This window comes from Tardiphaga sp., from assembly GCF_028290785.1.
GTDB lineage: Bacteria > Pseudomonadota > Alphaproteobacteria > Rhizobiales > Xanthobacteraceae > Tardiphaga.
On sequence record NZ_JAQGJD010000142.1, the window covers coordinates 1 to 8817 of the forward strand.

Genomic DNA, 8817 nt, shown 5'->3' on the forward strand with positions numbered 1-8817 from the left:
ACCCGGACGCCGGTCGCGTTGTAAACCGCGTTTGCGATGGCCGCGCCGACGCCGCAGATGCCGAGTTCGCCGACGCCTTTGGCCTTCATCGGCGACGACATCGGATCGGTCTCGTCGAAAAAGACCACTTCCTGATGCGGAATGTCGGCGTGCACCGGCACCTCATAGCTGGCGAGATCGTGGTTGATAAAAAGGCCGAAACGCTTGTCGACATCGAGACGTTCCATCAACGCCGCGCCGACGCCCATCGTCATCGCCCCGATCACCTGGCTGCGCGCCGATTTCGGGTTCAGGATGCGGCCTGCCGAGCAGACCGCGAGCATGCGGCGCACGCGGCTCTCGCCGGTGAAGCGGTCCACCGCCACCTCGACGAAGTGGCTGGCGAAAGTCGATTGCTGGTGGGTCTTGCCGAGATCACCATATTCGATGAAGTCTTCGCCCGTGAGGTCGCCGTCGCGAGCCGCCTCCGCGAGCGCGGCGCTGCGGTTGCCGAATTTCACCTGACCGTCGCTGAAGGCCGCATCGTCCGAATTGACGCCGAGCTTCTGCGCAACGGCCTCGCGCAGCTTGACGCAGGCGGCGTAGACCCCGGCTGTGGAGTTGTTGGCGCCCCACTGGCCGCCCGATCCGGCGGAGGCCGGAAAATCGGAATCCCCGAGCTTGACGGTCACTTTATCGAGGTCGACTCCCATCATCTCCGCGGCGGTCTGTGCGATGATCGTATAGGAACCGGTGCCGATGTCGGTCATGTCGGTTTCGACCGTCACCATGCCGTTTCGATCGAGCCGCACGCGGGCCGCCGACTTGGTGAGCAGATTGTTGCGGAAGCCTGCCGCCACGCCCATGCCCACCATCCATTTGCCATCCTGCACCGAGCCCGGCGTGGCATTGCGTGCGCTCCAGCCGAAGCGCTCAGCACCCTGCCGTAGGCACTCGACCAATTGCCGGTGCGAGAACCTGCGTCCAGGCTTTTCGGGGTCCTCCTGTGTGTCGTTTAGGATCCGGAACTGGATCGGATCGATTCCGAGCTTCTCCGCCATTTCATCCATGGCGATCTCCAGGGCCATCAGGCCCGGCGCTTCGCCGGGTGCCCGCATCGCGTTGCCTTCGGGCAGGTCGAGCACGGCGAGGCGCATCGCCGTCAGCCGATTGGCTCCGGCATAGAGCAGCCGCGTCTGATCGGTGGCGGTCTCCGGCTTGCCGTCCGGCAGATTGGCGGACGTGCTTTCGTGGGCGATGGCGGTGATCTTGCCGTCCTCGCCGGCCCCGATCCGGATGCGCTGGATGGTCGCCGGCCGGTGCGTCGTGTTGTTGGCGATCAAGGGCCGCGTCAGTGCAACTTTCACCGGCCGGTTCGCGGCGCGGGATGCAATCGCCGCGACCGCCGCATCCGCACGAACGAAGAGCTTGCCGCCGAAGCCGCCACCGATGAACGGTGAGTCGAGACGGACCTTGTCCGGCGCGATCCCCAACGTCTTGGCGAGGTCGCGCTTGCCCCAGGCGATCATCTGGTTCGACGTCCACAGCGTCAGCTTGTCGCCGCTCCAGGAGGCGATCGAGGCATGCGGCTCCATCGCGGCATGACTCTCGTCGGGCGTGGTGTAGGTCTGGTCCAGCTTGACGGCGGCGCTGTCGAACGCCCCCTCGAAGTCACCGAGGCGATGCTCCGGTCCCGCGCCGCTGCCCTCTCCGCTGTCGCCGCCCACCTGGGGTGCGTTCGGGGCATCTGCGGCGAGATCGAACCGCCCAGCCGTCCGCGCATACTCGACGCGGATCAGGGCTGTCGCCGCACGGGCCTGCTCGAACGTCTCGGCAACGACGACTGCGATCGCCTGATGGTAGTGCTCCACTTCGGCGCCGCCGAACAGATGGGCGATGTTCATGGCGCCTTTCTCCAGACGCGGTAGGTCCAGCGTGGTGACGACGGCGACGACGCCGGGCGCCGCTTTCGCGGCGGACGCATCTATTGCCTGGATGTGCCCCTTAGCGATCGCGCTGCCGAGGACGTAGCCATAGGCCTGGTTGGCAACGACGTCGTGGCGCTCATAGGCATAGGGCGCCGTGCCGGTGGTCTTGAACCGCCCATCGATGCGGTCGGTGGCTCGGCCCACGATCTTGAGCTGGTCGATCGGATTGGTGGTGGCGGGCGTATCGAACTTCATGGCTCAGCCTTTCGCTTCGTCGAGCACGGCCGCGAGCGTGCGTTCGACCAGCGCGAGCTTGAATGCATTGTCGGGTTGCGGTTTCGCGCCGGCAAGTAGATCGGAGGCCATCACCCTGGGGCCGCGCGGCTGGGCCGCCTCGGCGGCTTCGACCCGCCACGGCTTGTGGGCGACGCCGCCGACCGCCACGCGTCCGCTGCCGTCGCGCTGCACGACGGCGGCAACGGACACCAAAGCGAAGGCATAGGAAGCGCGGTCACGCACCTTGCGATAGATATGCTTGCCGACCTCCGGTTTCGGCAGCGTTACGGCGGTGACCAGTTCGCCGGCTTCGAGCACGGTGTCGATATGCGGCGTGTCGCCGGGCAGCCGATGAAAGTCGGCGATCGGGATACCGCGGGTCGTGCCGTCCGCACGCATGGTTTCCACCGTAGCGTCCAGGACGCGCATTGCGACTGCCATGTCGCTGGGATTGGTCGCGATGCAGGCATCGCTCGACCCGATCACCGCCAGCGAACGGGTCACGCCTCCGATCGCCGAGCAGCCGCTGCCGGGAATGCGCTTGTTGCAGGGCAGATTGGTGTCATAGAAATACGGGCATCGCGTCCGCTGCAGCAGGTTGCCGGCGGTAGTCGCCTTGTTGCGCAATTGGCCGGTCGCACCGGCGAGCAGAGCGCGCGAGAGCACGCCGTAATCACGGCGGACCCGGGGATCCGCTGCCAGCGCGGTGTTTCGCACCAGCGCGCCGACTCGCAACCCTCCATTGGAGGTCGTTTCGATCTTGTCGAAGCCGAGGTCGTTGACGTCGATCAGATGGGTCGGCGCCTCGATTTCAAGCTTCATCAGGTCGAGCAGGTTGGTGCCGCCGGCGATGAATTTTGCGCCGGGACGGCGGGCGGCGGACGCCGCCGCCGCCGCGGGTGATTCAGCTTTTTCGTAGGTAAAGGATTTCATGCCGCGCTCCCTGCGACTTCCGCGATCGCGTCGATGATGTTGGAATAGGCGCCGCAGCGGCAGATGTTGCCGCTCATGCGCTCGCGCAGCTCGGCGGAGGTCAGTTCGGGAGCAGCGGTGAGATCACCACTGACATGGCTCGGGATGCCGGCCTTTAGCTCATCCAGGACGGCCACGGCGGAGCAGATCTGGCCGGGCGTGCAGTAACCGCACTGGTAACCGTCATGCTTGATGAAAGCAGCCTGCATCGGATGAAGGTCGTCCGGCGTGCCGAGACCCTCGATCGTGGTGACACTGGCGCCTTCATGCATTACCGCCAGGGTCAGGCACGAAACGATCCGCTGGCCGTCGACGATCACGGTGCAGGCGCCGCACTGGCCATGATCGCAGCCTTTCTTGCTGCCGGTCAGGTGCAGGTGTTCACGCAACGCATCGAGCAGCGTGGTGCGAGTATCCAGTTCCAGACCGCGGGTCGCGCCGTTAACACGGAAAGACACTTTTGAAGATACGGGCGCCGCGCCGGAGCGGGCTAAATCCGGCGTTTGCGCTCCGGCCGAGCCGGGAACAGCCGCCGATGCGACCGATGCGCCGGCCACGATCATGAGATTTCGGCGCGATATCGGAAGATGACCTGACTTATCCATAGGTAGCACCTCTGCATGTCGAATGCCGCAATGCTGCCGGCACGGCAATCAACCGCAATGATAACGTATGGTTCAATCTGAATTAGGCGCCTCGGAAGCTGGTATCATGCGCCTCGGAAGCAAGAAACGATTGGGTTCCCAGCCCCGGCACACCTAATGAGGATGCGCGACAGGAGGATTTGGCGGGCTACTGACGAATTACTTCAGAAGTGCTGGAATACGCGCACACTGACCTAAGTGGCCAGCCGGTCCTTATCGATCTTGATCGTCACGACGACGCCCTCCGGAAGCCACTGCCGATCGATCGAGCCCCCGAGTTGCGCTGTCATGCTCCGGGCAACCAGCCTGCTCCCGAACCCGCCCGTGCCTTCCGGGACGGAGACCGGCGGGCCGCCACGTTCGGTCCAGACGATGACGATGTCGCTATCAGGCAGTGCGCACGACACATCGAGAGTGCCGGACGGTGAAGATAAGGCGCCGTACTTCAGCGAATTTGTGGCCAGTTCGTGGACGACCATCGCGAGGGTCGTGGCCGAACCCTCTCCCACTCCCATGCGAGGGACGGACACCCGGATGCGACCGCTAAACGCGCCAAGGTCGTCGTAAGGCGCCAACAAAACCGTGAGCAGATCGCCTAGCAGCGCCGCCTTGCCCTCATGCCCGGGAATGGGTCTAATGAGGTCATGTGCGCGCCCTAGTGCGGTCAGCCGCTGCGTCAATTCCCTGGCCATATCGACGGTCGATGTTGTTGAACGGGACGTGATAGCCGTGAGTCCGGATGCGATAGCCAACAGGTTTTTGACTCGGTGGCTCATTTCACCGGCGAGCAATTCGTGACCTTCTTCAGCCTGCTTCCGTCCGGTGACGTCTATGAAGATTCCCGACATGATTCGATATCGGATGCCCGCATCGTCGCCCTGCCCGCGCGCCGAAACCCACCTAATTTCATCTTTGACGATGATCCGGAAGTCGATCTCATAGGGACCGACAATGCCGCGGGTTGCCGCGAAAGCCGCTCTGACACGATCACGGTCGGCTGGATGGATGTGAGCGGACAAATCCTCGAACGTCACGCTGCTGCTTCGAGCGACGCCCCACAGGTCGAAAGCCTGATCGTCCATCGTCAGATCGTCCGTATCGACGTTCCACGTCCAGAGTGTTACGCCAGCGGCCGTGATCGCGCGTCGCAACTGCTCGAAATCCAGAATGTGACTCTTTGGTTCGTTCGGAGGCACGAGTTTCCTACTCTTCCAATCAGCTTAAGCTACTGCGACGGTTGGCGCTCATCCCTAATCCGAACACCTTAATAGCCTCAGGTCGGAAAGCCGACATATTAGACCTTCAGCTTTTATTGCGATGGTTCTACGAGCAGAGTTCCGATTTACATCGCTAACGCGGTTCCGCAGGTATAGCGTTCCGCTATCAGCATCTGACATATTTGCTATCCAAACGGCTCGGCCTACAGGCCAGCCGCCCGCTTTTTTGCGCCACCTTTTGACGACGGGTATATTTGCGCGAGCTCAAACTTTTTCCATCCTATTCAGCAATCGAACTTAGCGCTGCAACCAGTATCTCGGGCTTGACCGGCTTCGGTAAAAGCACCTCATCCTGAAATCCAGACGGAAGACGATCTCTGGAGATTGCCGACAGGAAAAGGAAAGGCGTGCCTCGGGAGCGCAATGCAAACGCGACGGCTTCCGTTGTCTCGTCACGCAGGTTAACGTCAAGCACGGCGGCGTCGCACCCCTCCTCGCTGATCAATCTGAGTGCCTTTGCGACCGAGGGCACCGGCCCGACGATTTGGAAACCGGCCACCATAAGCTGATCTGCAATATCAATCGCAATAATTGCTTCGTCCTCCACTACCAAAATGCGCACGGTCATTCTGAGAAGCCGTATCTTAAAAGAGTGATCATGCCTGCAAGGCCTCCAAGACATTCTTCAAAGGGCAGGAAAATCTCCAAATCAGGCCAGTTGAACGATAGTCCAGGCCGGTCTCGCCATCGAGACCCATTTCCACCATTTTTGTGACGACCGTCGTTCCAAACCCTCGATGGGTGGGAGCGAAAATAGGTGGTCCGCCGATCTCAGTCCAACTAATTGAAAAAACCGGCTCGGCGGCGGTGTTATCGGCCTCCCAAGCGATATCAATTCGGCCTTTCCCGCATGACAGTGCTCCATACTTGACCGTGTTGGTAGACAACTCGTGGATGACCATTCCGATGCACTGCGCCGCAGCGGACGACAAATGCAGGGGGGGCCCGCCGAACAGAATTCGCTTCCCAACGAGGTCGCCGAAATGAGCGAGCTGCCCACGAACAAGGCCCGAGATATCGATGCTTCTCCACTGACTCTTGACGAGAAGGTCATGACTTACGGCAAGCGCCTGCACACGGCTCGAAAACTTTACCAGGAACTCCTGCGGGCTGTTGGCCGCCGTCTGCTGAGCAATCGCCGTGACGACGCTAAGTAGGTTTTTGGAGCGATGATTGACCTCGGCCATCAACAGGCGGACTTGCTCCTCGGCTCGCTTGTGGGCTTCGGTTCGGTCGAGAACCCGTTGCTCCAGCGTGTCGTTGAGTTCGCTCAGTCGCATTTGTACCAGACGGCGTTCCGCCACTTCGGCAGATAGCGCACGGTTGGCTTCCTCGAGCTGGCGCTGCTTCACGAACAACTCAACAAGAACGGACACTTTGGATCGGAGAATCGCTGGGTTGATCGGCTTCAACAGGTAATCGACTGCACCGCTGTCGTAGCCTTCGACGACGTGCTGATCCTCGTTGTAATACGCCGTGAGAAAGATGATCGGCACCTCGGACGTCTTCTTGCGCTGCTTGATCATCTGGGCGAGTTCGAAGCCAGTGATACCGGGCATCTGGACATCCAGGATAAGGACGGCGAAATCGTACTTGAGCAGCGCCAAAAGCGCCGCATCGGCCGACTCGGCGCGGATCACCTGATACCGAGGCGAGTCCAGTACGGTTTCGAGCACCGTAAGATTCTTCGGCTCGTCATCGACGATGAGGATGTTAGCTATGCTGCTCATGCCGTCCGCCGACGCAGCGTCGACGCCGGATTGTTGTGCCTGAGCTCCATCGGGCTGACCCGTCAGAGGTTTCATCTTAGCCGCCTTCGCGACTTGGCGAGCCTGCATGACAGGCGGGGCCTTCGATGGAAGGCTGTAACTCGACGGGATTCCACCGGTGCTTTTTTCATCGGTAGAGCCATACTTTCATGAGCGAAAGAAGCTGGTCGGTGTTGACGGGCTTTGAGATGTAATCGCTCGCCCCCGCCTCCAGGCATTTCTCTCGGTCTCCCTTCATGGCCTTAGCCGTAAGTGCCAGAATCGGAAGAGTCTTAAATTTCGGAACGGTTCGTATCCTGCGAATGGTCTCGTATCCGTCCATTTCCGGCATCATGATATCCATCAGCACCAGGCTGATGTCCGGGGTATTTTCGATCAGCTCGATCGCATCCTTGCCCTTCGTCGTACTGATGACATCGACCTCATGGTTCTCCAGCAACGAGGTGAGCGCGAAGATGTTGCGGGCGTCGTCGTCGACCACTAGCACCTTGCGGTTTCGAAGGATTTCCTTCGAGCCGTGCAACCGTTCGATCATGGCTTGCTTGTGGGATGGCAAATCGGTGACGACACGGTGCAGGAACAGCGCGGTCTCGTCCAGCAGCCGCTCGGGCGACTGGACATCTTTGAGCACGATGCTCTTGGCCATCGACTTGAGTTTCAACTGCTCCTGCAGGCTCAGATCCTTGCCCGTGAACACGACCACCGGGATGCTGGCAACGGAACGCTCCGCATGCAGGCGTTCGAGAAGCTCGAAGCCGGTCATATCGGGCAGCCGCAGATCGAGCACGATGCAGTCGAATAGGCTACGCTGCAGTGCTGCCAGCGCTTCGGCTCCACTCCCGACCGGCACCAGTTCGATATCGTCATGGTTCAGCAATTCCACGATCGACCTGCGCTCGATGTCGTTGTCTTCAACAATCAGCAGTCGCTTCGTGCGCGGCAAGGTAAACTCCCTCAGCCGGTCGAATGCAGTCTCTAGGCCGTCGGTGGTCGGCTCTTTCACGAGGTATGAGAACGCACCATGCGACAGGCCGTGATGGCGCTCCTCTTCAAGCGTAACGATCTGGACAGGAATGTGACGCGTTAAGGGATCGAGCTTGAGCTGGTTGAGTACAGTCCAGCCGAGCATGTCGGGCAGGAAGATATCGAGCGAGATAGCGGTTGGTTTGTATTGGCGGGCAAGCGGAACAGCCGCCGCCCCGCGGGTCGTGATAATGCCCTTGAAGCCCTTGTCCTGCGCCAGGCCGAGCAATATTCGGGCGTAATGCACATCATCCTCAACGATCAGAAGGACGGGATCGCCTTCCTCGATAAAGTCACGGTCGTCCTCGATGGGCTCCTCGCGCGTCAGCGGCAGTACCATGAGCTCGCGGGCAACGGGCGGCCGCCCGGAGGATCCTTCCGAACCCGCGATCTGCGCGCTCTCGCGCCCCGGAAATTTCGCCGGAAGGAACAGCGTGAACGTACTCCCTTTGCCGGCGTCGCTGGACAGCTTGATCTCGCCCCCCAGCAGCGCTGCGAGTTCGCGACTGATAGCCAAGCCAAGACCGGTTCCGCCGTATCGCCGTGATGTTCCGGCGTCGGCCTGCTGGAAGGCCTCGAAGATCAGGCGCTGTTTTTCGGGCGCAATACCAATGCCGGTGTCTTCGACGGCGAATGTGATCACCTGCCCTGCCTTGGTCAGCACGGCATGATTGGCGCTCCAGCCCTGCGTCGCCGTTCCGACCCTGACGTGGACATGGCCGCGAGCCGTGAATTTTACCGCGTTCGAAAGAAGGTTCTTCAAGATTTGCTGCAGGCGCTTGTCGTCGCTCTCCATAAACCGCGGCAGGTCGGCCGCAAAGCGGACGTCGAGCGGAAGGCTTTTTGCTTCGGCCACATGCCGGAAATTGCGTTCGATATTTTCCCGCAGCCGATCGAAGGGAATTTCCTCCACCTCGACGGTGACCGTGCCGGACTCGATCTTGGAAAG

At 61.1% G+C, this 8817-nt stretch carries 7 protein-coding genes; all 7 read right to left on the minus strand.

Annotated elements, in window-relative coordinates; genetic code table 11:
* On the minus strand, positions 1 to 2162 hold a 2162-nt coding region (gene paoC, locus JWR89_RS08640), incomplete at its 3' end, for an aldehyde oxidoreductase molybdenum-binding subunit PaoC (protein ID WP_299714365.1).
* Between the two features lie 3 nt (positions 2163 to 2165).
* The gene (locus JWR89_RS08645; RefSeq protein WP_299714368.1) at positions 2166 to 3116 is read right to left on the minus strand and encodes a xanthine dehydrogenase family protein subunit M; all 951 of its coding nucleotides are present in this window, start codon (positions 3114 to 3116) and stop codon (positions 2166 to 2168) included.
* Entirely contained in the window at positions 3113 to 3760 is a 648-nt protein-coding gene (gene paoA / locus JWR89_RS08650) for an aldehyde dehydrogenase iron-sulfur subunit PaoA (protein WP_299714371.1), read from the minus strand. The genes JWR89_RS08645 and paoA overlap by 4 nt, the downstream gene beginning before the upstream one ends.
* 233 nt (positions 3761 to 3993) lie before the next feature.
* Positions 3994 to 4995, minus strand: coding sequence for an HWE histidine kinase domain-containing protein (locus JWR89_RS08655; RefSeq protein ID WP_299714373.1), 1002 nt, complete (start codon positions 4993 to 4995; stop codon positions 3994 to 3996).
* Positions 4996 to 5296: 301 nt separating this feature from the next.
* Complete coding sequence (locus tag JWR89_RS08660; RefSeq protein ID WP_299714375.1) at positions 5297 to 5644, minus strand: response regulator; 348 nt, start codon at positions 5642 to 5644, stop codon at positions 5297 to 5299.
* Positions 5645 to 5672: 28 nt separating this feature from the next.
* On the minus strand, positions 5673 to 6881 hold the full coding sequence (locus tag JWR89_RS08665; protein ID WP_299714377.1) for a response regulator: 1209 nt from the start codon (positions 6879 to 6881) through the stop codon (positions 5673 to 5675).
* Positions 6882 to 6972: 91 nt separating this feature from the next.
* A partial coding sequence (locus JWR89_RS08670) for a response regulator (protein ID WP_299714380.1) occupies positions 6973 to 8817 on the minus strand: 1845 nt, incomplete at its 5' end.

What these genes read in the sequence shown, in the direction of transcription:
- JWR89_RS08645 (WP_299714368.1), bottom strand. Translation starts at nt 3,116, where the DNA reads ATGAAATCCTTTACCTACGAAAAAGCTGAATCACCCGCGGCGGCGGCG.
- paoA (WP_299714371.1), bottom strand. Translation starts at nt 3,760, where the DNA reads ATGGATAAGTCAGGTCATCTTCCGATATCGCGCCGAAATCTCATGATC.
- JWR89_RS08660 (WP_299714375.1), bottom strand. Translation starts at nt 5,644, where the DNA reads ATGACCGTGCGCATTTTGGTAGTGGAGGACGAAGCAATTATTGCGATT.
- JWR89_RS08665 (WP_299714377.1), bottom strand. Translation starts at nt 6,881, where the DNA reads ATGAAACCTCTGACGGGTCAGCCCGATGGAGCTCAGGCACAACAATCC.